This window comes from Paenibacillus sp. JJ1722 (genome assembly GCF_048282685.1).
In the GTDB taxonomy this organism is placed as follows: Bacteria; Bacillota; Bacilli; order Paenibacillales; family Paenibacillaceae; genus Paenibacillus; species Paenibacillus polymyxa_B.
Genome location: NZ_CP182500.1, coordinates 547,556 through 568,082, shown reverse-complemented (window position 1 = coordinate 568,082; position 20,527 = coordinate 547,556). Strand labels below are relative to the sequence as shown.

27 protein-coding genes are annotated in these 20,527 nt (G+C 47.4%); all 27 read right to left on the bottom strand.

The window, feature by feature from the left end; translation table 11 throughout:
* Window positions 1-303: 303 nt before the first annotated feature.
* The 27 genes from ACM1ND_RS02605 to ACM1ND_RS02475 all read right to left on the bottom strand — a co-directional run bounded on the left by ACM1ND_RS02605 (window position 304) and on the right by ACM1ND_RS02475 (window position 20,459).
* The gene (locus ACM1ND_RS02605) at window positions 304-1,062 is read right to left on the bottom strand and encodes a M15 family metallopeptidase (protein ID WP_418027039.1); all 759 of its coding nucleotides are present in this window, start codon (window positions 1,060-1,062) and stop codon (window positions 304-306) included.
* Window positions 1,028-1,495 carry a phage holin family protein gene (locus ACM1ND_RS02600; protein WP_418027038.1) on the bottom strand — a complete coding sequence of 156 codons (468 nt, stop codon included), beginning with the start codon at window positions 1,493-1,495 and terminating at the stop codon, window positions 1,028-1,030. The genes ACM1ND_RS02605 and ACM1ND_RS02600 overlap by 35 nt, the downstream gene beginning before the upstream one ends.
* Before the next feature lie 107 nt (window positions 1,496-1,602).
* Entirely contained in the window at window positions 1,603-1,782 is a 180-nt protein-coding gene (locus ACM1ND_RS02595) for a CD1375 family protein (RefSeq protein ID WP_418027037.1), read from the bottom strand.
* Between the two features lie 58 nt (window positions 1,783-1,840).
* Window positions 1,841-2,227 (bottom strand): hypothetical protein, encoded by a 387-nt coding sequence (locus tag ACM1ND_RS02590; RefSeq protein WP_418027036.1) that lies wholly within the window; start codon window positions 2,225-2,227, stop codon window positions 1,841-1,843.
* Window positions 2,228-2,243: 16 nt separating this feature from the next.
* Entirely contained in the window at window positions 2,244-3,167 is a 924-nt protein-coding gene (locus ACM1ND_RS02585) for a phage tail protein (RefSeq protein WP_418027035.1), read from the bottom strand.
* A 14-nt stretch (window positions 3,168-3,181) separates the two neighbouring features.
* Complete coding sequence (locus ACM1ND_RS02580) at window positions 3,182-3,571, bottom strand: phage tail protein (protein ID WP_418027034.1); 390 nt, start codon at window positions 3,569-3,571, stop codon at window positions 3,182-3,184.
* A 9-nt stretch (window positions 3,572-3,580) separates the two neighbouring features.
* Window positions 3,581-4,333: a putative phage tail protein gene (locus tag ACM1ND_RS02575; RefSeq protein WP_418027033.1), complete on the bottom strand. Its 753-nt coding sequence runs from the start codon at window positions 4,331-4,333 to the stop codon at window positions 3,581-3,583.
* Window positions 4,330-5,154, bottom strand: a complete 825-nt coding sequence (locus ACM1ND_RS02570) for a baseplate J/gp47 family protein (protein ID WP_418027032.1) — start codon at window positions 5,152-5,154, stop codon at window positions 4,330-4,332. The genes ACM1ND_RS02575 and ACM1ND_RS02570 overlap by 4 nt, the downstream gene beginning before the upstream one ends.
* Window positions 5,151-5,594, bottom strand: a complete 444-nt coding sequence (locus tag ACM1ND_RS02565; RefSeq protein WP_418027031.1) for a DUF2634 domain-containing protein — start codon at window positions 5,592-5,594, stop codon at window positions 5,151-5,153. The genes ACM1ND_RS02570 and ACM1ND_RS02565 overlap by 4 nt, the downstream gene beginning before the upstream one ends.
* Window positions 5,587-6,012: a hypothetical protein gene (locus ACM1ND_RS02560; protein WP_418027030.1), complete on the bottom strand. Its 426-nt coding sequence runs from the start codon at window positions 6,010-6,012 to the stop codon at window positions 5,587-5,589. Before ACM1ND_RS02560 ends, ACM1ND_RS02565 begins: the two co-directional genes overlap by 8 nt.
* A 1-nt stretch (window position 6,013) precedes the next feature.
* On the bottom strand, window positions 6,014-6,991 hold the full coding sequence (locus ACM1ND_RS02555) for a hypothetical protein (protein WP_418027029.1): 978 nt from the start codon (window positions 6,989-6,991) through the stop codon (window positions 6,014-6,016).
* 6 nt (window positions 6,992-6,997) lie between these two features.
* On the bottom strand, window positions 6,998-7,645 hold the full coding sequence (locus ACM1ND_RS02550; protein WP_418027028.1) for a hypothetical protein: 648 nt from the start codon (window positions 7,643-7,645) through the stop codon (window positions 6,998-7,000).
* A 3-nt stretch (window positions 7,646-7,648) separates the two neighbouring features.
* Window positions 7,649-11,074, bottom strand: coding sequence for a tail tape measure protein (locus ACM1ND_RS02545; protein ID WP_418027027.1), 3,426 nt, complete (start codon window positions 11,072-11,074; stop codon window positions 7,649-7,651).
* Window positions 11,075-11,343: 269 nt separating this feature from the next.
* Window positions 11,344-11,754 carry a hypothetical protein gene (locus ACM1ND_RS02540; RefSeq protein WP_418027026.1) on the bottom strand — a complete coding sequence of 137 codons (411 nt, stop codon included), beginning with the start codon at window positions 11,752-11,754 and terminating at the stop codon, window positions 11,344-11,346.
* A gap of 144 nt (window positions 11,755-11,898) precedes the next feature.
* Window positions 11,899-12,249 (bottom strand): hypothetical protein, encoded by a 351-nt coding sequence (locus ACM1ND_RS02535; RefSeq protein WP_418027025.1) that lies wholly within the window; start codon window positions 12,247-12,249, stop codon window positions 11,899-11,901.
* 218 nt (window positions 12,250-12,467) lie between these two features.
* Entirely contained in the window at window positions 12,468-12,911 is a 444-nt protein-coding gene (locus ACM1ND_RS02530) for a phage tail tube protein (RefSeq protein WP_029517829.1), read from the bottom strand.
* Complete coding sequence (locus tag ACM1ND_RS02525; RefSeq protein WP_418027024.1) at window positions 12,912-14,267, bottom strand: phage tail sheath subtilisin-like domain-containing protein; 1,356 nt, start codon at window positions 14,265-14,267, stop codon at window positions 12,912-12,914. It lies immediately after the preceding gene.
* Window positions 14,248-14,508, bottom strand: coding sequence for a hypothetical protein (locus ACM1ND_RS02520; protein ID WP_418027023.1), 261 nt, complete (start codon window positions 14,506-14,508; stop codon window positions 14,248-14,250). The genes ACM1ND_RS02525 and ACM1ND_RS02520 overlap by 20 nt, the downstream gene beginning before the upstream one ends.
* Window positions 14,505-14,999 (bottom strand): hypothetical protein, encoded by a 495-nt coding sequence (locus ACM1ND_RS02515; RefSeq protein WP_418027022.1) that lies wholly within the window; start codon window positions 14,997-14,999, stop codon window positions 14,505-14,507. The genes ACM1ND_RS02520 and ACM1ND_RS02515 overlap by 4 nt, the downstream gene beginning before the upstream one ends.
* The gene (locus ACM1ND_RS02510; RefSeq protein ID WP_418027021.1) at window positions 14,999-15,487 is read right to left on the bottom strand and encodes an HK97 gp10 family phage protein; all 489 of its coding nucleotides are present in this window, start codon (window positions 15,485-15,487) and stop codon (window positions 14,999-15,001) included. Before ACM1ND_RS02510 ends, ACM1ND_RS02515 begins: the two co-directional genes overlap by 1 nt.
* Window positions 15,480-15,806, bottom strand: coding sequence for a hypothetical protein (locus ACM1ND_RS02505; protein WP_418027020.1), 327 nt, complete (start codon window positions 15,804-15,806; stop codon window positions 15,480-15,482). Before ACM1ND_RS02505 ends, ACM1ND_RS02510 begins: the two co-directional genes overlap by 8 nt.
* The gene (locus ACM1ND_RS02500) at window positions 15,803-16,189 is read right to left on the bottom strand and encodes a DUF3199 family protein (protein WP_254350790.1); all 387 of its coding nucleotides are present in this window, start codon (window positions 16,187-16,189) and stop codon (window positions 15,803-15,805) included. Before ACM1ND_RS02500 ends, ACM1ND_RS02505 begins: the two co-directional genes overlap by 4 nt.
* Window positions 16,158-16,520, bottom strand: a complete 363-nt coding sequence (locus tag ACM1ND_RS02495) for a Rho termination factor N-terminal domain-containing protein (protein ID WP_254350068.1) — start codon at window positions 16,518-16,520, stop codon at window positions 16,158-16,160. The genes ACM1ND_RS02500 and ACM1ND_RS02495 overlap by 32 nt, the downstream gene beginning before the upstream one ends.
* Window positions 16,520-17,452, bottom strand: coding sequence for a major capsid protein (locus ACM1ND_RS02490; protein WP_418027019.1), 933 nt, complete (start codon window positions 17,450-17,452; stop codon window positions 16,520-16,522). The genes ACM1ND_RS02495 and ACM1ND_RS02490 overlap by 1 nt, the downstream gene beginning before the upstream one ends.
* Window positions 17,453-17,472: 20 nt before the next feature.
* A complete protein-coding gene (locus ACM1ND_RS02485) occupies window positions 17,473-18,732 on the bottom strand; it encodes an XkdF-like putative serine protease domain-containing protein (protein WP_418027018.1) in 1,260 nt (419 codons plus the stop codon).
* 97 nt (window positions 18,733-18,829) lie between these two features.
* A complete protein-coding gene (locus tag ACM1ND_RS02480) occupies window positions 18,830-19,396 on the bottom strand; it encodes a histidine phosphatase family protein (RefSeq protein WP_418027017.1) in 567 nt (188 codons plus the stop codon).
* Window positions 19,397-19,400: 4 nt separating this feature from the next.
* Window positions 19,401-20,459, bottom strand: coding sequence for a M4 family metallopeptidase (locus ACM1ND_RS02475; RefSeq protein WP_418027016.1), 1,059 nt, complete (start codon window positions 20,457-20,459; stop codon window positions 19,401-19,403).
* Window positions 20,460-20,527: the final 68 nt, after the last annotated feature.

Sequence of the window (20,527 nt, the reverse complement as noted above, 5' to 3'; positions counted from 1 at the left end):
CAGTCTTTTTGTACTGCGACCTCTACTTCCTCCGATTTAGTGGAGTTCCAACTTAATCAAGCTTGACGGTCAGGTACTTCACGGCCTCGTGAAACTCCTCTGATCCTGCCCCATCGTAATTGCGCTCCACCCATGCGTAAGCATCCCCAGCCAACTGCCTGATTCGGTTGCGCTGTTCCACTGAGAAAGGGGCCTCTTATACTGACTTGAGCTTGCGGTATACTGCTGTGCAAAGAGTCAGCGCCCCGATTGTAACCAAGCCGATAGCGAACAGTATAATGGTTGTAAGATACTGTTCATTGTTCAATCACGCTTTTTATCCCCTTTTCTTTTAAAAATACTGGTTCGATCAAGCAGAGTGACCATTCGGTAAAAGTCATAGCTGCCGTCATTCGCCGTGTCCAGCACTCCTGCAGCCTTGGCATTAATGCAAGCTTGCTCGGCCCACGCTGGAACTTTTGTAAGTTTATTTGCAGATTCCAGTGCAATCACACGTTTCTGTAGCGCATTAAACGCTGCTTTTTCTTCTGCTGTCATCGGTTCATCATCCTCCGCTTTATTAATTTTTGCTATAGCTGCATTAAGTTGCGCCTGACTTGGTCGTCTGCCTGCCCGGAATTGAGCAGTCGTAATTCCAAAGACCATCTGCAGGTGAGGCATATCTTTAAAGCTGCGCCAATCGCCGCCCCATTCAAGGCCAAGCTTTTTAGCTTCTTCAACGACTTCGCTCCAGTCAGGAAGCGAATCCTTATCATCGTCCTTTAAGGTGTCCCAGGACACCGTACGACCGTCACGCAACAGCAGCGCGAAATCAGCCGCAAAACCAAAATTATGATTGCTATATCCGCCCCTTGCTTTGGTGACCACCTGCCCTGGCTTCGTACGCCCTTGAGCATATAAAGCATCCTGCTCCGCATACGTTCGTAATCCTTGCGTAATTAACACCCAGACTCCACGGGCGTAACAGCGGTCTATCAGTTTTTCAAGAGTCATCTTAAAAACCGGATGAAGCCCGCTCAAGCGCTTATCAGATTTTTTCTTTATCTGCTCCAGTGTCATCATTCTTACTATCTCCTCCCTGGTTACCGCCTTTGCTCTTTAGCACCTCAACAGCCTGCCGAATGATCGACGGGACCGGCGCGCCAAGCCTGCCACCATTCTCAACTATCGACAGCAGTTCATTAGCCATATAAAAATAGGCGACTGCATCCCGGAATAGGTGCGAATCGCCTAAGACACCATCAATGAGATGGGATACAGCAACCATTGCAAAGATAAACACTTTTCGTGCGATACCAATAAGACCAATCTTACTTTTTAAACCAGGTCCGGTACCCTTCTTGCCTTCTGCGCCAGCCGCAAATAATCCGGTCACATAATCAATAATGACCAGTGCAAGTAACACCCCCAATACTCCCGACCACCCACCATAAAGATACGTCACCGCACTACTTCCTAAAGCAGTGCTAAACTTAAAAACCTCCCACTTGTCCACTTGCTTCCCCCGTCTCCGTGGTCAGGGCTCCCTGCCTAACCTGTAAAAGTAAAGCCCCCGACCACTCACCGGGGGCAAAGAAATAGCGCATCCGATTGGATACGCCCTTACGCTTCTTGTTCTGTTGTTTGTTCAACTGCTGGAGCCACTTGCGTAGACTCATTAACGCCTAAGTCAGCTTTAACCAAGTCTCGCAATGCTACTGGTACGTCTTCAATTGTACGACGGCCAGCAAGGATAAGATGTACAAGTGTAGTTGCAAAAGCTTTTTTAATCTGTTCATTCATGCTATCACCTCCCCTCATGAGCTCCCATAATACAAAAAAAAGAATCCATTCACGGATTCTACTTAACATCGCCTTGTGACATGACGATCTGGATAAGGCCAGCTATGGCTTCTTTGTTGTCCAAATCAGCCAGTTTAAGCTCTGCTACCTGATCCGTAAGAGGCTTTTCATGTTTTGATCCGCTATTCGATGGATAGGTAAACTCCATTGTCTTAGTATCAGGATTGACTCTATAGCTGGTCGCCTTTTGAAAATCCTCTGTGTACTTATCAAAATCTAGCTTGAGCACATCCACTTGTCCAGGGTCGTAACCTTTCAATTGCGGATAAAACCCCATATCATCTTCTTTGGTCGTTTCGCGTGCTGATTCTGATTCTATCTGTGAGGTCATAAAGATAACTTCGCCGCTTGTTTTTCTCCAGTAAACCTTTGGCCCAATTTTCATACAAACCATCCTCCCTTTATTCAAATGCATACCACTCATAAGCCCAAATCTTAGATGTCGGAGAGCCACCAGCGTAAGCGTCTATTTTGCTACCCTCGACGGTCGCGTTAAACCCTCCGGCTTGTTGACGCAAAGGAGGAACCCATACACTGTTGCCTCTCCAGCCGTAAATGGTGTCTCCGGTCGCGGTGCTGAGATGGGCGAAAGAATCTATGTGCCGGAAGCCGTCCGATTCAGTTAACCTAACTCTTATAAAAACCATAGAAGGCGTGAAAGAAAGACCTCCAACAGAAACCACCATTGATATGGATTGTCCCCAACTACTAGCCTGAGCACTTTGACCGTTGAACGTACCAGACGCAAAGCGTTTTATAGGTGCATTTGTGATTACTGCTGCTATCTGATCGCTACTCATATCAGAACTGGCGCCTCCAAATTTGCCGTTGATCGCGCCTACGATTTTATTTTTAAGATCAACGGCTTGCGTAAAAGCCTGGTCAGCCCGGTTGTATGCTTCATTGGCTCGGTCATTAGCCGTCTTTACCGCAATCGGCGCGGCTGCCTGATCTGTAGCTGTGCTGCTTACCGATGTATTAATCTGCACAATTCCGCGCGCCTGTGTTGATGCGGAAGGCAGATCCGATGCAAGGTGTGTATGTGCCTTGGGAGCCGCGTACTGTTCTGTATACTTCTTGGCATTGCCCTCTGCTGCATTCCATGTCGCTTGCTTGGCGGCTGTAACGTGCAAGTTGGTATCGGCAGCATGTTTGTCCAGTGCTGCCTTGGATGCAATGTCGTTCCCGGCTGGATCGGTTTTGATGCTCTCCAACTGCGCAGCCAAGGCCTGGTCATTTTCATAAAGCGTAGTTATCGGGATGTTGAGTACATCTGCATGACCCTGATCCGTAGTGACAAATCTACGTGGCTGTTTTATGGCCATCTGTCTCACCTCTCTCAGTAGATGTCGTCGATCTCAAAAATAAACTCCATATCCGCATCCTTAATTTTATTGGTCATGGTGCGTATGGCTGTCAATTTGCCCGCTGAATCTACCAGGGCCAACTCATTGATTGTTTTCCCGGCCAATTCAGTTTCAGCCAGTGAACAGATATAGCGGATCGTTGCTGGGGCTATAAATTCGTAACTGGTGATATCTTTTTGGAGCAGCTCCACTTTTAAAGCTTGCTCAGTACCATCCAACGGCAGCGGTTTTCCCTCTGCATCCACGCCACCGCTGCCAAATGCCATCTTAACCACCTTCGTCAGTGTACCACCTTCGGCCCGCGCTCGGGCCATCTGCTCTCTGGTGTAGGCAGTTGTTACCGTTAATACTTGTTCAGCCATTGTTACCTCCTATACAGTTTCTATTTTTTCGGTAGAGCTGAGTAATCGGCTTCCATCGAGTATAACTTTACCATTCAGCAGCCAATAATTTTGCCGGACCTTTACAGTGCCTTCCTGTCGATTCTCTATTGGATGCCGGGTCTTCAGTTCCAACCTATTCTGATATCGTTGGCGCTCACCAGTCCATCCAGACAAGGACGCAGCACCGTTTAATAGCTCCACTCCGTCCAGATACCAAGGACGACCACCAAAGAAACGAACACGAGAACGGAAACGAACGCGGAAATGGATCTGATGCGCATGATGAAAGTCGATATGAATTGAAGGCAAAGCTTTGTTTATGTGGACAGGCCGAATGTATTCGAAGTCTTCCATCAGGCTTTTTACATCAAGTGGGGTATCAATAGCATAGACAAACAGAATAGTCTTTTTTAGAAAGTCCTCTTGTACGTCCAACAGATTACCGTACTTCCTGCCGATTAGCCGCAGCGTGGACAGCGTAAATGGCCGTTTGGCCCAACGTTTACGACGTATAGCTTCACGCCGCTGCTCCAGTGTCCCAATCTGCTCCTGTCGGAAATATATCCACTCCCATATCGGTAGCGCCCAGGTAGCCCGTCGTAAGATAAACTGATTGCCCAGATCGTCAATTGACTTTTCACGCTCATCCACCACCAGCTCCATAACACCAAAATGCCGCTCGGCCATGTCGATCTCATACATGTGCGGCGGCAACATCTGCCTATAACGAAGAGGGATCATGTCAGGGTCACCTCAATTTTCAAAACAGACGTGGTCGGAACCTCAATGTCTTCGGTGGCTCCATTAAGCGTAAGGCTTTCGTAATCCTCCACGCCCTTGATCAGCAAAGCAGCACCAACGTAATTAAATACCAGCTTTGTTCTACCAATGGCGTAGTCGGCTATTCGTTTCCTAATGGGCTCTATCAGTTCCGAAAGCGGAAGAACCGTATTTAGTTTCGCAGCTACTTGCAACGTGAATACTGGAGCAGGATGTACAGCCAGATCATGCCCGGCAATCCGCTTATTTTCCCACATATCCGCCTTAACTTTAGCGGCAAACTCTTCCGTGATCGGCTGTCCTTGAAGGTCAGTGAGATACAGATCGATGCTGTTATCGTGCCGCTCCTTTTCAATGGCAACAGCACCGCCAACGCCCTCCAGCTCCTTTGCCCATGTCTCATAGTCCTTTCGACGCCCGCTGCCTTCCTCAGTAAACGCACGCTCAAGCATTCTCAATCGGTACGTGTCGTCGTCCTCCCCCACCTTCCGAGGCATACCATCCGACCATCCGTGACCATCCAGAAACTCACTATCCGCCCAGACCGGAAATGCCTGAAGGAAGGCGTACGTTAGCAGCTCCTGTTGTTCGGACACTTCCATAGCAATTGGATACCACAGATCATAAAAATACTCTCCCGGATCCGTCGGAGGTGGAGGTAGACCGCGTTCCTGTGCCAGTGTAATTGCCCGGTTAACCCAGCGACGGTAAATATCCTCTGGGGTTTCCTCCAAAATTGCCATCGGTGGCAGTGCCGGCAAATCCGTTAATTTAACATTCACAGTTCAATCGCCTCCTCCAGCTCCGTTTCGCCTGCCAGACCAGTTAATTTAATCCGTAAATGCATGCTCTGGCCGTCTCGCTCCATAGATAGAACCTCTGCTTGAGAGATTTCAGCATGCGCGGTGAGTGCTTCCTCAATATCCCGTTTGATCTCGACATCCTCCCAGTTGGCCCATTCAGACCGTTCCACACCTATTTCCTCATCGTATACAACATACTGAAATCGCTCGGTGTTCAGGACTTTCAGCGCCGTCTGCACCAAGTATTCAGCATACGTGGATGTCTTTTTTGGACGGCCATCATCGGTAGTCGCCATCTGACGTGTGCGATAGTCGATCACATAGGTCCACTTGGTTTCAGATGCTACGGTCTCGGTCAGCTCTACTTCATCCAGCTCGGAAAGGTCCAAATCAGGAAATAGGCTTTCCTCGTCAGCCATTGCCGCCCACATCCTTCCCGTGGACGTAGTACCGCTGTCCGCTCAGCCTGGAGACAATCAGCCGATCTCCGACCTGCAAAGGGCTGGGAATAACCAACTTGCCACGTAATGAGCTGCGTGGGGCCTGTTTGTAAGGCTCCCCTGTCTCGTATACCACCCCGTTAGCCAATACGCCTGTGACACTGCCTTTGACTTCATCGCCCTCCAGATATTCATTAGCTATGAAATCGGCTTTGACTTCCCGGTCTAACAGATAGTCAGCAAAGACTAGCTTGTCCGCTGGATAGGGAGCCGGGTCACCATCCACCTCTATTGACGGGCTTCCGGGCCAACTCAGCAGAGTGGCTCTCTCTGTGTCTCGCGCGTCGATGTGGTCTTTGGTCATTTCCCGCAGCTTCCTGACTGCATCTTGAAGCATACTATTCCCTCCTTTCCAGCTCCAACGTAACTGTGTACGTTCCGTTTTTATAACTACTATCCGCAGTAACGACAATCCATTTAGAGGTATGATCCGTCTTGGTGAGTACGAGCCAGCCAGAGCGCAAGCCGGATAACGTATGGTCCGTGTGCCGAACTGTAATCTTCTTGATCTGTTTGGCAGCAGACAAAACTTTCAGCCGCTGCGTGGCGATGGTCTCCGGCTTTTCGTCCTCACCGACTTCAATGATTTCTTCCATTCGGCCCATCGCCTTCACCGCACCTGCTGCCGTTTTGGTAACAGCGGAAGCGATCTTATCATCCTTCCATTTCTGCGCGGTTACGACTGTATAGGTTTCCTCGATGCTGTATCCTGCTGTGCTGGAGGTCATTTGCTCGGGAACAAAAATAGGGACCTTGGTATTGGTCCCTTCGCGCATCACCTGCAGATAAAAGCTCTTTTCCGTCCTTACAAGGTCTACATAATAACGGTAGCCGCTACGCTCATATGCCTTTTGCAATACGTCGAGGATAATTTCCGAATGGGCCATCGTTCCATAACGCTCGTCCAAATTAAAGCCGAGAGCAGGACAACGGAAGTCAATGCCTGTGCTCTTGATGTATCTTTGCAGCTCCGTTCCAGCTTCACCCTTTAAGTATGGTCGGGTCCCCTTGTTTTTGGACAAGTACCAGCCGATCTCCCGCGCTTCAATTTCCCAGGCGTTTGTGAATTCGTCTTGTTCATATTTGATGATCGGGCCGTGAAAAAATTGGTTCTTGTGATGATATAATGCACCACCAACCTTTTGCGAAAAGCACATCAGCATACCAGCTACCTTAATATTGCTTGCATTGCGAAGCCGCACCGTAGCGCTGCGGGCAATCTCATCGCGGCCAGAGGACCAGGACACTTCCTCTATGCCATCCGTTAGCATCTGCCGGGCGTTCTCCTTGCCATATACAACAGCAAAGCCGTCCATAATGCATCACTTCCCTTTCGCCTTGGAAACCTTGTCTGATATTCGCTTTTTGGAACCGGTATAGTCAAAAGCGCCCCTAGCGTTCGGGTCCTCCTTGGCCTTTTTGCTTTTATCCTTTGCCTTCTTTTTTTTATCATCTTTTTTCTTATCATTTTTTTTGTCCTTTTTGCCCGTAGTATTAGGGCGGCTTTTGGACGATTTGGTAATAACCGTACCTGGCTTGAGAACTTGCTTGGAGTTGGAGTAAGAGACGATTTTAACAGGCTTGTACTCCACAAATGAATAGTTACCGTGAAGATTTCCCTGTCCGTCCTTGTACGTCTGATCCATCCCCTCCAGGAGCATCGTTTGGCTAAACAAATTCTCAAAGTTAAGTACAACTGGTTTACCTTTCCATTGCTCCAGCAGCTTCCACGTTACTTCTGGTGTCTTATACGTGACCGTCTGCTTGCTATCCGTTTCCCAAATTTCTTCCCAATAGCGTGGAAGGATAGCAGAAAAAGAAACCCGTTTCACCTTCGAGATGGGTTTCCCTGTGCGTTCCTGACCAGTTATGACAGTGAAGGTTTCAACTTCATTGCCTCCGGTTATTTGAATCTCTGCCGGTGTGATGGGAAAAGTAAGGCGGATTTTGCCTTGCGATAGTGCCAACATGGCTTACCCTCCAGTCTCCAATACTTTCATCATTTCTTCACCAAACACTTTACGGATCAACGCACGACCTTGAGGGCTGGTGAGCATCTGTGCGAACTCGGCAAAATTACTAATGCCCTTTGCCATCTCTCCGAAATCAATATTGATATTACCTATTGACACAGACTTCGGCGCGGCAGGAGCAGGCTGGGCAAGCGTCTGAGCCATTGGCATCATGCTGGCCGTACCGATCAAACTTGGCCGGCCGACTTGTCCACCGTTAGCATAAGGACGTACACCCATGATTATTCCAGCACGTTCCCAAAGCTCGCGGCCCCGACTGCGGCGGCTGGCTGACAGCGGAATGATCATTTCCGGACCAGCTTCGCCGACCAAGCCGACGTGTGGACGGTTGATATATCCACCTTGAGCATATGGTTTTGGCTTAGGTTTCGGTGTAATTCCACCGCCGCCAGAATTAGCATCTTTTGCTTCCTTCATCTTTTTAAGGACTACTGCAACGGAACTGACGACGGAAGACAACGTGGGGAACTGGCCGCGCATACCAGCAATAAAATGGGACATAAGATCACTTCCCCAGCTATTGCCCTGGCTCGATACGTTTTTAAGTGACAACAGATATTGTGTGGTCTTATCCACGGCCGTTTTTGCAGCAGCGCTGACACTATTAAAACTCTGTTTATTTTTTGTTGCCCCTTTGGCCACCTCATCAGCACTGCTCTTTGTAGCGGTTCCTACAGCCTTGACATCTTTCTGAGCCTTACTACTATCGCCCATCTTCCACACAACGCCCCATGCATTTTTAAGTGCATTAAGGCGTTGCTTGACTTCTGGCTGTTCAGCAACAGTTTTCAGTCCCTCTTTAAGACCCTTATCGACTATACTTTTGCGCACCTCGTCTCCAATTTGCTTGAGATGCTGCTGCTTTTGCGCAGTGAGTCCGTTAATTGTAATCTTGGCTTCCGGCGGTGGACCAGGCTTCTCTTCCTTCTTGTCCCCCGTGAACCAGTTTTTCACGCCAGTCCAGGTATCCTTAGCAGAATTAAAGATTCCAACCGCACCATCCACGACTTTCCGTGTCAATCCACTTTCATCGGCAAATTTCCCGATCTTTTCACCGACGATGTTTCCGATGTATGCACCGGCCATTGTACCGAGTGGTCCAAGGGCAGACCCTAGAGCCCCGCCAATAGCACCACCAGCTACACCACCTACCATAGCACCGCCCTGAGTAGATACGGCCTCGCGCAATCCCTTATCCTTTGATGCTTGGTAGAGGTCATATGCACCGGCTGCTACGCTTGCAACCGTACCAACAATACCACCAACTTTAGCCGCTTTGCCTGCTCCTTTCAGGAAACCTCGCAGACGGCCACCGCCAGATGGCGGACTCGGTGGTGGCGGTGGATTTGGTGGAGCTGGACGACGAATACGATAAGGATTGTCACGCGATCCCCTTGTGCTTGGGTTCGGGTTAGGTGGATTTGGCGGAGTGGGACGGGGGCCATTAATACGTATACGTCGTCTACCGCCACCGCCTCCCGCTCCCCTACGCCCTCCACGACGGTTTCGTCTACGGCGGCGATCTCTGTCTCGGTCGCCACCATCGCCACCACCATCACCTGCCCCGCCGTCTCCGCCATCGGACACAGAACCATTTATATAGACTTTCGTGGCGTTAACAGTCATGGAAGCGACAGAGCGTAAACCGCCAATACGATCATCGACAGGGTTACGGTTTCCACTCAATTGGCGTCTAATACTGCGTCCACCCATCCGCTCCCGTATTCGTGCAGCTCGTTGGGCTGGAGTTTCCTCAGGGGGTGGAGCTGGAGGTTCGGGAGGTTTGCGACGAATCCAATTCCAACCGGCTTTGACTCCTCTGCCTGTGGCATTTGCCCCCGCTTTGCCCTTCTCTCCTACCCATTTTGCTGCGGTGGTTAAGTCATCATTGAATTTCTTAACACCCTGAGCGAAAGACCATAATTTCTTAGCCACCAGTACAGCAGCCAATCCCATCAGAGCAGTGTTTATGGCTCTAAAATGATCTTTATAGAAGCTGGTCGCTCCGGTTATCGCATTGGTTATCCCTGTACCAAGTGCCTGAATATTGTTCTTATTCTGTACCAGCAAGGCGTTAAATTCCTTCATAGCTGGAAGGGCTGCTTGAGCAATATTGGTTCCAATCTCTTGCATCTGCAAGCTCATTTCAGCACGAGTTTGCTTCATTTCCGTCATTGGGTCAGCAGTTTGCTGCTTACGAAGCAAATTATCAGTCGTTCCTCTCATATCTGGAGCCTTTTCAAAAGGCGTTCCATATGTTTTGAGGATCGAATCAGCATTATCTTCTGCTGCGCCAGAACCCAAAGTGACAAGAGACTGCTTTAACTGGTCGCGTGTTTGACTCCTTAAATCTGCTACTAGAGCCATAATGGCTCCCTGTGCTTGCTGCTTGTTCCCTGAACTAATATCGGTAGTAAATGATTGGGCTTGACGTTGTGCCTCATCCTTGCCTGCTCCGCGACTGATAAAGTAATTCGCCATGTCGCCAGTATTCAACGCCTTTACCCCAAACGTCTCTTTGAAAAAGTCCGCAGGCTTATCAAAGTTAAATGCGCCTTCTTTAACTGTCTTAGTAAAGTAGTTTGACATTTGCGCTGAATCGGTGCCGGAACTTGCAAAGTAAGGGCTGTATTCCCAAAACGTATCAAACAGATCCTGCTGCTTGTCACCTACTTCCTTGTAGGCATACATCATGCTATCAGCGACTTGACTATAGGATTCTTTAAAACTGTTCGACGCTTGAGACAACGCCCGCTGTACTTCCTCAGCTCCGGCATCCGGGCGAATGTATTGGATTTTAGCAGACGCACTTACGAAGTCACTCATCTTGGACTTATCCTGAACTAAAGGAGCTGCATCGGCAAGTTGTCGGGTTCCTTCTATACGATCTGGGATAATGGCCTTTCTAACCAAGTCATCTACCGTACTAAGGCTCTGCTGACGAAAGTTTTCTGGCATGTAAGCCGCACTTCGCGCCGCCTCACGGCTGTAGTCGGACACGCCCCCAAACATAGAGTCACTTACACCACTACCGAGCATAATCCCACCTGCCAACGCTGCCAAGGCTGAAATCTTGTCAGATACCTGGTCAACGACTGGACTTATGGAATCCTCAGCACGTAATTTCACATTAGCATCACGAATACTGCGGATATCTGCATCCGCACGATCAGCGGAACGCCGAAGATCATCGGCTCCAGCACGTGCACGACGAAAGATATCGTCCAGGTGGATCTGATTCATACGCCGTACTTCGTCGGACGCACCATTAATCCGTCTGCCTAGATCGTCCGCAGACTCCCTCGCTCGGCGGCTACCGGATACAAAATCATCGAACATACTGCCCGATGCCCGACGAAAATCCATTAAGTCGTCATGCGCTCCTTGAAGCATACGGCGCATATTCCGGACAGCACCGGTTATCATATCTCGTGCCTCAAATGGTACCGTAACTGACGTAGTTGCTATTGTTCCCACCCCCTTCCTGTTTCGACATGGTTATTTCCGATTCAAACGCGCCAGTTCTTCCTCTGCAATCATCGACGCAGCCAGGCAAAAATAATACTGTCGTTCTTGACTTACTTCATAGGGCAAGACGTCAGCAGGTAGCTTCTTTTGGTTAACCCAAAAGTGGGCTACCCAGCTTGCTTCTCCGTCTCGCTTAATGAGTTTTTTGCTTCTTTTAGCAATTCTTCCTTAGTTTCTTGGAAGCTACGTACCGCCTTGCTGAGGATCGCATAATGGTCTGGATTGCTGAACATTCGTGGCGGTAACTCATTCTTGTTTATGCAACTATAAACTTTCAGAAGCTCTATGTTGTTCCAGTCGAAGTCATGCTCCGTCGCCCGCACAATCATAGCGTCGATCTCGTTAAATGTCTCCTTGGGGGAACCATCGTCATTAAATGCCACATCATAACAACGGCGAATATCCATTGTTGTTAGACGACGAACAGACCATTCATCTCCTGCCACTTCCACTTCGATTTGCTCTGGCTTTGCGGTAGCTGTACCAGCAGCCAGGTATTTTTGTAATTTGTCACTCATGTTTAATGCCTCCAGTCATTTGTCTTGTTTAAACAGAAAAATCATGGTTTTCTTTATCAATCAATTCATTTAAAAAGCCTGCAGACCTACTCCTATCGGAGCTTGTCTACAGGCTTAGCAGTAATCTCTTCAATTATTAATCTCTTAGATATTTTTTACATGAATATAGTATTCAATCAGCTCTCCATTTTCAAGTTCAGCTACTACCAAAGCGTCTCCTTTTTTCAATCCAACTACTATACCTCCCGAGCTTAAATAAATTGGATTATTATCCCCCTGATCCCCACTAATCCAAAAATGTTTACCAGATAGAGTTATTTGTTGACCAACTCTAATATCAATATCACTTCTATAAGCACTTGGAGTAATCACATGAGATGCTGTAGATGGGGTAGTTTTGGGACTCGTTGTTACAGCACTATCAGCGAAAGAAGTTGCTCCCAAAGAGAAGCATGCAGCAACAGTTAAGAGTCCAACAAATAGTTTCTTTTTCATCTAACATCATCCTTTCATATTTGGAATACAAACCCATTATATAGAATATATAACCAAATATAAATATCTTTTGAAAAAAATCGTTGGACTTTTGAATATTTTATGAACTACTTCTTGGGTGAAATCAAAAATTGTAAAACTAATATGAGTATTCAAAAATTTTCAAGACTATCTTTTAGAGCTTATTAACCATCTAAAAAAGGAGTTCTAGGCTCCACTTAAGCCATGTAATCCGGAAACTTGTCCACGAAATCAAAATCCGTAGCTGTACCAGACAAGGTAATATCAATACCATTGTTGTCGTCAATTTTCGCGACGAGAATATCTATTTCCTCATGAATATGAATGCCCGTGATTAGGACACGTTCCGTGTTGCCCGTGATACGGTCTTCCAAGGAGCCTGTAATACGAGGAAGGAACATTGTACGACCTGCTTTAAAGTCGTCCAGCAGTCGGTACCGCAATCGCGACTCCAGTTTTGACATGACAATTTTAACTGAAATTTCGTACCCTGTGAGTTGCTTCGTTTTAGCCATGCGCCTTGCTCGAACAATGTCCAAGTTTTCTGGTTTCAGCAGCACTTCCACTTCCTTGACTGTCTGAACATCCTCACCATTATCGTCTTGTAAGGACAAATTACGTCCAATAAGTTCGCGTTCCATCTATTTTTCCACCTCCCAGTCAGTATAGAAAATTTCGATAGCATCAAGCGGTTTGGCGCCGAGCTTGAAATAGGCATAATCGTTCTCGCTTGTCTTATCTGGATTTTCTGAGAAACTGAATTTGTCTGCAATGGCCTTCTGCTGAGCACGAATTTTGAGATATTCCAACACAGCAGCAATAAACATGCTCCGGCCTTCCTTGTCATTATCCAGCTTGGCTTTCCACTTCTTGCCCGCATCATAGATATCATTCATCACCTGGTCAATCGTAGCGGAAACGCGAATTTTCCCGAAATCCTCACGCTCATTTGGCCCGAGCGTGGTCAGTGTGTTGATGGCCTGCTCGATAACGTAGTCGTACCCATCTCGCGTGGCCATAAGCGTACCTTCTGCAAGTCCTTTCAACACTTCGCTATGACTCCAGTCCACTTTTGCCTGCGTCATCGGAACTTTGACCCCTGTAAATGACTTATTGGCAGGCGTACCCGCAACCAATCCAGCCACCCATGCCGCCCATTCGACGGATGTGTAGGTCTTACCGTTGGTGTGTTCACCAGCCAACGAGCAGTTAATGATATAACGGGCATTCATTGCACGGCTACGTGCGTTGTGTGCCTCAATGTCGCCGTCCGTAGCTGCCGGGCCAGCAACAACCAACGTCGCCAGCTTATGACCCTTATCGCGACGATCTAGCAGCCATTGTTTGGCGGCAGCTTGTACAGCCGGATCAGTAGTGGAAAGGTAAATAGTATCAAACGTCAGGCCGTATACCCGGTTAAAGATACGATTCCAGTCGGTAGCTGCCAATGTAGCCGTGCCAGTTGTACCACCATCCAGTTTGGTGTAAGCCACGTCTGCAAGAACAGTTACGCCAGTATCCTTAAAACGGACCATAGCGGACTTTTTAAGAGCTTCCACAGCAGCCGCCTTGTCAGCCACTAGATACGTTTCAGTGTCATACACGCCCTTGGTGTCGCGGATGACGATCTCCTTTTTGGTTTCGTCGATAAGAGCCGGACGCACCATGTATTCGAAATCATTGCCTCGCGTCCCTGGATAACGTGCCTCAATGGTATAGCTGTCAGCAACGGTCACTGATGCAGCCTTCTCTTCCCCGTTGCTAACCCGATAGCCGATAACAGTCGCGCCGCTTTCGGCAGCAAGCTCCAGTACATCAACAAGCTTGCCGGACTCCTTCAAGCGCTCAGAATCATCGGCCATATCTATGGCTTGGTTAGGTGCGCCCCATTCTGCTTGATAAGGAATCAACACACGGCCTGTAGTGGACACGATGCGAGAACGTGCCTTTACTAGCAGTTCTATATAAGCGCTCGCTCTAACCCTCTGAATTGTCATTTAGCGTTTCCTCCTTTGCTTTTTTCACTTGTGGTACTTCTGGTTTAACAGGCGCAGAAGCAGGGGCTTCCTTGACCGGATGCAAATACGCAACCAGTCTTTGCTCCACTTCTGCCCGCGAAAGTAAGACGTCAGCAGCGCAATCAAAAAGAGCGCCCGCAATCTCGTAAGGCTCTGCCTTCAAGACCGCTGCGCTCTCAATCCATTCCTGCTTATTCCGTTTGTTTAAATCCTCAGTCATGCGTCAAATTCCTCCCCGTTGTGACTGATATAAAAATTGTTAATCTTCTGAATTGGGCTGCCATCGTCATTGACCAGTGACTTCGGTACACTGAGCAAATACGAGTACCTAAAGGTAACCTCTACTTGATCGGCCTTTTTCCTAGTTCGTGGCGGTTCGATGACCAGCACAACCCCAAAACGCTTGGATGCTACGTTAAACCGTTGCTGCCGCAAGTAGAGGAACAACGGGTCAAGATCAAGCGGTATAGGCTCCCCCTCGTCCTCTTCAGTAACTCGTTCCTTGTCATAGTGGAATACCAGCCCCACATCCTCAATTATCCTGTCAGCCCCCGGCGTGTGAACCTTGTCCGAAACAATGTCCGTCTCGATGAACACGGCTGGCAATTTAAAGTCACCAGCCAGCCATTTAGACCGATCTCGCAGGATAGACAGATCAGGATACACCCGCCGTACGATCTCAGCCCAGGCTTTTACTCCCACATCTATCATCAGCGCAACATCCTTTCGAGTTCGACTTCCAGGCGGCGCATAATGAGTTGGTTCATCCCGCCTTCCAAATGCTCGACAGCAATATCAAAGTAGTGGCGACCGATGAAACTGCGGGGCTTTGCCATAAACCCGGTTTTGGCAGATGGATCATACACGAAAGAGCCTCCGCCGTTCCAATAGCCTGGAACAAAGTGAGTCTTTTCAATCGTGTAACCATCATTCACAAGTTGGGCATAGGGAAGATTGGAGCCAAGCTCCAACGTGATCGCGTTGCGGTCTACATCCCACTCCCACACGTTGTTATCGTCGCCACGGGAAAAGGACTGCCACATGGCCCCGGTGTCGATCAGATCCTGTCGGTCGATTTCATCGATAATCAGATTGAGCAGCGTTTCCCCGGCTGCCTCTGCGATGTTACGTAAAATGCGTTCCATCCCCTCATCTGCAATGCGCCTAAAACGTCGGGCCAGTCCATCAAAATCATGCACGGTTATTTCCCTTCACCTCACATGTTACAAGCAGTTCACGCCAATAACGGCGCGGAATGGAGTCAATGACCAGGTATCGGCGGCCCAACAGCACCACTTCGTCGCTTAACCGGATGTCGGCTTTCTTCGGCACTCCTATCGTCTTCTTGACGATGTACATAACCGGTTTAGCGTCTGCCTTAGCTTCCGTCTGTGTATTGACGACGAAACATTTCAGATCAGCAACTTTACCGGATTTCCGATCATCGAACAGGTCGTCATCATCCCTTTTGCTCTCTGTCCGATACACAGACAGTGGCGTGTGAAAACGATGGTTCATAACAAATAAGCCGTGATGTTTCCATCATCCGGTCCCGCCTGTTGCTTTTTCACCCACAGAAACAGGATAGCGTCCACATCGGGATTACCCGTTGTCTTGCCTTCTACAGCCTGCCGGGTGTACGTCCAAGCTCCATCACTCTCGGACGCGTAATTACGCGCCACAGATGCAAGATATTCCTCACTGTCTTGTAGGGCTAGTCCCTCAGCCAACTTGACCCAGGCAAGCATAATCTGCTTGTCTACCGGATCGGGGAAGGGAATGGGCAGATAAAGTTCAATACGCACTTGCGCGTCGTCAATGTATTGTTGTAGTAGCTCTGCCGGTGCCTCTTGGATAGGGGTTACTCGACTACGCTGTTGGAGTATTGTTGGCGTCAGCATTTTTACCGTCAGCCCCTTCAGGTTTCGCCGGATCACCTGCAGGTGGCGTATTGTCGGTAGGTTTACCTCCACCGCGTAGCGCAGTGATCAGATCCTGTGTATTCATGTTGCTAAATCCCTTAATCCCAGCAGCCTTAGCCTTATCTTTAAGCTGGATCAACGTAAGGTCTTCCAGCGGAATAACCTTTTCTTCCTTGATATCAAAATCCGAGCGTTCACGAAAATTTTTAATGACAGATTCATTATCAACCAGTACCGGCACCTTTGGTACAAAGCGGATACCATAAAGCATCAAAGAGGTGTTTTCTCCTCGATATGTGATATAGGCCATTAAAATTCCACCCCTTCGACGTATGCAACTGCCCCCGGTTCCTCAAAGATAGAGTCATAATCCGAATGGATAGCGTAGAAACGCTTGTCTGCATAGATGGCCTCTCTGCCCTCGGTAGTTTTACGAATCTGCATGTCATAGGTGTTAACCAACGCAAAGTTATCGTGATAAGTGAACAACACGGCACCCTCTGGCATATGTGCGACTTCGACCACATCGTAAGCATTAATCTTCTTCACACCGCCAGTAATTTGCAACTGAATAGATGCGCTGGTGTCTTTCTCAGCCAGTGCCTGAATACGCTCACTAAATGTGTTTGGGTGCATGAAATATTTGAACACGCCACCTGTACGCAAGCGAGTAGGGATTGCACGCTCGATCTCGAAGAAGACGCCTTTTTTCTTCACATCAGGAAGCGTAGTCCAGTCAATGAAGTTGCCCTTGGTTTTCGCCAACTTGAGCCATCCGTCATTGATGCTGAGGAAAGCATAATCAGGGTCCGTATTCGGCGTAGCAGTATCCCCGTTGAACCCGATATCCTGCATGTTTTCACCGTAATTTCTGGTCATGGCAGCCATGATGATTTCCTCGGCATTCTGACCACGTACACGTTCAGTCTGACGGATAAATTCCTCCGTGATTTCAAACGGCAAGACCACAGGAGCTACAGCGTATGGCACTTGAGGAAAAGTAGGTGCAGCCGTATTGGTAGCCTCCTTATTTTCCACTTTACTGCGCAGGTTACGGCCAGTCACACCGATTTTGTCAAGTGTACCTTTAGAACTGATCTTGTTAACCGTTCGAATCCCCTTTAGAAACTCCGTAGATTCATAAGCCATTTCGGTAAACTTGTCCACCTGCTCATAGTTCAGGGCTGTTTGGTCCAGCGTAGTCGTGATGGTAGACTTAATAATTTGTCCGTTTGTTCTCATATTTGCTTTTCTCCCTTCGATTACAGCAGGCCGCCGAAGCTTACGCCCGCTGACTTCTGAATATCATCTTCTCTAGTACCACCTTGGGCGGAACCACCACGGCTGTTCTTTACGATCTGTACGTCATTCGCCAGCGCCTGCACTTGCTCCGTGATAGGTGCCAGCGCTTTGGTAATAGCGTCAGTCAATGCGTCAGGCTTCGAATCAGCAGGTGGTTCAGTACCAGCAGGCGTATCACTGCCATCCCCTTCTTGTTTCTTCAACTCGGCAATATCTGCGTTCAGTGCTTCCACCTGCTTGGCGATTGGAGCCATGGCAGCTTGCACAGCTTTTGCAATATCTTCTGCGTTCAAATCGTCGTCCTCCTTGGGCTCCGCTTCTTCAGCAGGAGCCGTATTATTTTTAAGTTCAGTAAGTGCAGCAATAGCACTGTCTAAATGCTTCAGGTTGCCGCTTGAAATCTTTTTGCCAGCCTTGGCGATCTGCTCCGGCGGGTTGCCGATGGCTTTAACGATATCCTCCTGAATCAACACGTCTTGGGCAATCTCAACAAAATCTTGTAAAGCCTCTCGGATGATATCCGGGTCCGTTTCCATTCCATCGCCCCAGTGATCCCAACGAAAAAGAACTGAGTTCAAGGCATCCTGCGCTGCCCAAAATTGTCGATCCTTCTTCCGTCGATTAAATGAGTCTGCTACAGCCCCCTTTGCAATCTTCTCACCTGTGAAAAAAGACTTCATGGCATTAAAAAAGCCCGTTGCCTCGTCGTTCGGCTTGGTCGCAGGCTCCTGATGCTTTTTGATTGTTTCAGCGGTACCGGCCATAGAGTAACCAGTCACCTCCCCGTCCTGAATCTTATTCCAAATGTCATCATTGGCCTTGGTCACCAACACCCATGAGCCCTTCTTGATCGTTTCCTCTCCCATTTCAAAATCTACGGGGGCCACATAGCACTCCACAACATCGCCAACGCCTGGATCAAAGTCATGTTGGGTGTCCATGACAGCGCCTTTCGCAATTGCCAGATTGGACATAAAGCCATGAACAGCCTTTTCGATTTCCTCAGCCGTCATAATATCGCCGTGTGTGTCCTCCACATCAGGTTCATACACAACGCCATAAACCAGTTTCTTGGGATCATCGGCCTTGGTGATCAATCGAACTTGCTTCTCGAAATCCGGCTTTTTCGCACTCTTGGTGAAAAAGAACCGCTTTTGATTGGCCCCCTTGTCTACATAGCTAATGTGGGTAATGTTTGCATTTTTTAGTTCTCTCGCCATTTTATTTGTTCACCCCCTCTCAAAAAATTTATTTTGAACAAACAAAAGACCGTTCCAAAATGGAACGATCTCTTTTTTGTTCAAGTAAAAGAAGTGATCAAGTTTGCACTCCCCAAATATGCTCAATTTGAATACTTCCATCCGGCATTATTTTAATGTAGTATACATCTGGGTTTGTCATTGTTAGGAATGTTTCGTAAGCAGATTTATGACCAAATTCTTGTAGCAGTAAAGAAAGTGTCAATCTGTGCGAAACAATGATTTTTACAGACCCATTATTTAAATATGGTTGATCGAGGAATTTTTTGACCCGCAAAGTTACATCAAGATTTGACTCTCCCCCAGGGAATGACATTTCCGGATGCTCAAACTGCTCCTTGATTTTTCTCAAACGTTCCTCATCTGATAAATCACTAGTATCACCGAGATTTCGCTCAACTAATAGTACTTCTTTTTTTATATCTAAATTCAATGTTCTACCTATTTCCTCTGCAGTTTGAAACGCCCTGCAAAAAGGACTAGTTATTAGCTGAATTTCTTGATCAACAATTTTTGTGTTTAAAAAGGAGGCAAGTTGTTTGGCTTGTTGAATACCTTCTTCTGTTAAAGGATCTTTAGCTTCATTCCCCTTTGCTTTACCGTGCCGTACAAAATAAAAAATCATTTTCTTATACCGGTACGAGCGTAGAAACACCAACTTCTTCGAAAGCATTTTTTACAAAAGATACCGTTTCTCGAGGCAATTCACCACGATTTACTAATGTCTCAGCAGATTCTAAAATAGCTTTTAATGCCTCTTTAAAAGTTGCATGTCGATGAATGATTCTTCGGTTATGCCACGCTGTATACCATAAGAAGGCCGCCTTGTCAGTCCCAATCTTCATTGCTGTGAGGTAAAAAGCCTTATTAGGGATACCACTATAATAGTGTACTCCTCCGTCATCATCAGCTAAAGGCAGATTGGGATCAAAATCATTGAAGTGTGCTACTTGTTTATCTCCATTATAAGCTGTTCCTGGTGCCTTCATAGATCGTAGGGCCTTCCCAGGGAAGTTTGGACCAACAATTTCATCGCCAATAAGCCAATCTGCTGTATCTGCGGTCTGGCCCTTTACAAACTGCTGAACAGCAGTACCAATTACATCAGAGAAATGCTCGTTTAATGCTCCTGACTGTCTCTCGTATTTAAGTTGATTAACATGATGTGTTACGGCATGTCCCAATTCATGAGCAACAACATCAATACTTCTGGCAAAATTCTTGAATAAAACACCATCACCATCGCCGAATGCCAATTGCCTAAGTTCGGGAAAGTAAAAAGCGTTATTTAACTCTCCGTCAAAATAATGAACATTAGCTATAACATCCATACCAAGATTATCTATTGAATTCCTTTTTAGCTTACTTTTAAAATATTCAAGAGTCTTACCACAAAAATCATAGGTTATATTTACTACCTCATCATGAACTGGAGGATCTCCTTCTTTACGAATGAGTTTTCGTTTGAATTCATCAGTATTTTCACTATCATATATCAGTCGTTCAGCCACATTTCCGGAGTGTAGCAAATTAGTCACTTGTGTTTTTTTTTTTTCTTTTTCAACCTTTTCCTCAATTTTGATCATCTGAATCAGAGTTTTTTCTGCTTCTTCATTACCTCTTTCTGCCATTTGCTTTAGTACATACCTTGGAATAAAACCTTCTTTATGCTCGCTATGTTCACTCATTCTTTTTCCTCCTTTAGTGAAAATCTGCTTTACAAATTTATATTGTGAGAAAAAAGCCGATTAAAATC

Excerpts from the sequence above, each read along its gene's own strand:
- ACM1ND_RS02480 (WP_418027017.1), bottom strand. The coding sequence starts at position 19,396 with ATGATTTTTTATTTTGTACGGCACGGTAAAGCAAAGGGGAATGAAGCT.
- ACM1ND_RS02530 (WP_029517829.1), bottom strand. The coding sequence starts at position 12,911 with ATGGAACGCGAACTTATTGGACGTAATTTGTCCTTACAAGACGATAAT.
- ACM1ND_RS02490 (WP_418027019.1), bottom strand. The coding sequence starts at position 17,452 with ATGAGAACAAACGGACAAATTATTAAGTCTACCATCACGACTACGCTG.
- ACM1ND_RS02595 (WP_418027037.1), bottom strand. The coding sequence starts at position 1,782 with ATGAATGAACAGATTAAAAAAGCTTTTGCAACTACACTTGTACATCTT.
- ACM1ND_RS02540 (WP_418027026.1), bottom strand. The coding sequence starts at position 11,754 with ATGAGTGACAAATTACAAAAATACCTGGCTGCTGGTACAGCTACCGCA.
- ACM1ND_RS02485 (WP_418027018.1), bottom strand. The coding sequence starts at position 18,732 with ATGGCGAGAGAACTAAAAAATGCAAACATTACCCACATTAGCTATGTA.
- ACM1ND_RS02520 (WP_418027023.1), bottom strand. The coding sequence starts at position 14,508 with ATGACTGAGGATTTAAACAAACGGAATAAGCAGGAATGGATTGAGAGC.
- ACM1ND_RS02575 (WP_418027033.1), bottom strand. The coding sequence starts at position 4,333 with ATGATCCCTCTTCGTTATAGGCAGATGTTGCCGCCGCACATGTATGAG.
- ACM1ND_RS02585 (WP_418027035.1), bottom strand. The coding sequence starts at position 3,167 with ATGGCCATAAAACAGCCACGTAGATTTGTCACTACGGATCAGGGTCAT.
- ACM1ND_RS02545 (WP_418027027.1), bottom strand. The coding sequence starts at position 11,074 with ATGGATTTTCGTCGGGCATCGGGCAGTATGTTCGATGATTTTGTATCC.
- ACM1ND_RS02555 (WP_418027029.1), bottom strand. The coding sequence starts at position 6,991 with ATGGACGGCTTTGCTGTTGTATATGGCAAGGAGAACGCCCGGCAGATG.
- ACM1ND_RS02560 (WP_418027030.1), bottom strand. The coding sequence starts at position 6,012 with ATGCTTCAAGATGCAGTCAGGAAGCTGCGGGAAATGACCAAAGACCAC.
- ACM1ND_RS02515 (WP_418027022.1), bottom strand. The coding sequence starts at position 14,999 with ATGATAGATGTGGGAGTAAAAGCCTGGGCTGAGATCGTACGGCGGGTG.
- ACM1ND_RS02580 (WP_418027034.1), bottom strand. The coding sequence starts at position 3,571 with ATGGCTGAACAAGTATTAACGGTAACAACTGCCTACACCAGAGAGCAG.
- ACM1ND_RS02525 (WP_418027024.1), bottom strand. The coding sequence starts at position 14,267 with ATGACAATTCAGAGGGTTAGAGCGAGCGCTTATATAGAACTGCTAGTA.
- ACM1ND_RS02495 (WP_254350068.1), bottom strand. The coding sequence starts at position 16,520 with ATGGCCTATATCACATATCGAGGAGAAAACACCTCTTTGATGCTTTAT.
- ACM1ND_RS02550 (WP_418027028.1), bottom strand. The coding sequence starts at position 7,645 with ATGTTGGCACTATCGCAAGGCAAAATCCGCCTTACTTTTCCCATCACA.
- ACM1ND_RS02475 (WP_418027016.1), bottom strand. The coding sequence starts at position 20,459 with ATGAGTGAACATAGCGAGCATAAAGAAGGTTTTATTCCAAGGTATGTA.
- ACM1ND_RS02605 (WP_418027039.1), bottom strand. The coding sequence starts at position 1,062 with ATGATGACACTGGAGCAGATAAAGAAAAAATCTGATAAGCGCTTGAGC.
- ACM1ND_RS02535 (WP_418027025.1), bottom strand. The coding sequence starts at position 12,249 with ATGAAAAAGAAACTATTTGTTGGACTCTTAACTGTTGCTGCATGCTTC.
- ACM1ND_RS02505 (WP_418027020.1), bottom strand. The coding sequence starts at position 15,806 with ATGAACCATCGTTTTCACACGCCACTGTCTGTGTATCGGACAGAGAGC.
- ACM1ND_RS02565 (WP_418027031.1), bottom strand. The coding sequence starts at position 5,594 with ATGGCTGACGAGGAAAGCCTATTTCCTGATTTGGACCTTTCCGAGCTG.
- ACM1ND_RS02590 (WP_418027036.1), bottom strand. The coding sequence starts at position 2,227 with ATGAAAATTGGGCCAAAGGTTTACTGGAGAAAAACAAGCGGCGAAGTT.
- ACM1ND_RS02500 (WP_254350790.1), bottom strand. The coding sequence starts at position 16,189 with ATGCTGACGCCAACAATACTCCAACAGCGTAGTCGAGTAACCCCTATC.